At 56.6% G+C, this 571-nt stretch carries 1 protein-coding gene; it reads right to left on the bottom strand.

The genetic code is table 11. The features are described 5' to 3' along the window. Positions 1-209: 209 nt before the first annotated feature. Positions 210-571 (bottom strand): flagellin (locus ACG0Z5_RS23860; protein ID WP_394451658.1); only part of this gene is annotated, 362 nt, incomplete at its 5' end.

Raw genomic sequence — 571 nt, 5'->3', positions numbered from 1 at the left:
AATGGCATACGGATACCGGGATAACGACTACTTTTTTATGAAGATAAAAGCAGCGTTCCCCGGTAAGGCGCGATGAACCATAAAAAAGCCCTCGACAGGAGGGCAAAGAAGGGACCCGGACAGCGGCCCCGAAATGAGGTGGTAAGACGTCGTTATATTTGATTAATTCGGGTTGCTTCGAGGCGTAGCCAACAAAGAGGCAGCCTGGATTAACGCAGCAGGCTCAGCACGTTCTGTGGCACCTGGTTGGCCTGAGACAGCACGGAGATACCGGCCTGTTGCAGGATGTTGGCGCGGCTCATGGCGGAGACTTCCACCGAGAAGTCGGCATCCTGAATACGGGAACGCGCTTCGGTAGTGTTGATCACCGTGGTGTTCAGGTTAGCGATGATCGAACCAAAACGGTTCTGCACCGCACCGAGGTCGGCCTGGAAGTTGGTGACAGAAGTCAGCGCTTCGTCGAGCTTGGCCAGCAGGTTGTCGGCGCTGCCGCCCGCAGCGAATTTCTGCACCGCGTATTCGTCACGAGGCGTCAGGGTGCCTGCAGTTGCATCCCCTGCAGCATCAACGG

This window comes from Scandinavium sp. M-37, from assembly GCF_043558715.1.
Taxonomy (GTDB): Bacteria; Pseudomonadota; Gammaproteobacteria; order Enterobacterales; family Enterobacteriaceae; genus Scandinavium; species Scandinavium vulneris_A.
The sequence above is the reverse complement of the archived record's forward strand: the minus strand, read 5'-3'. Positions and strand labels throughout refer to the sequence as shown.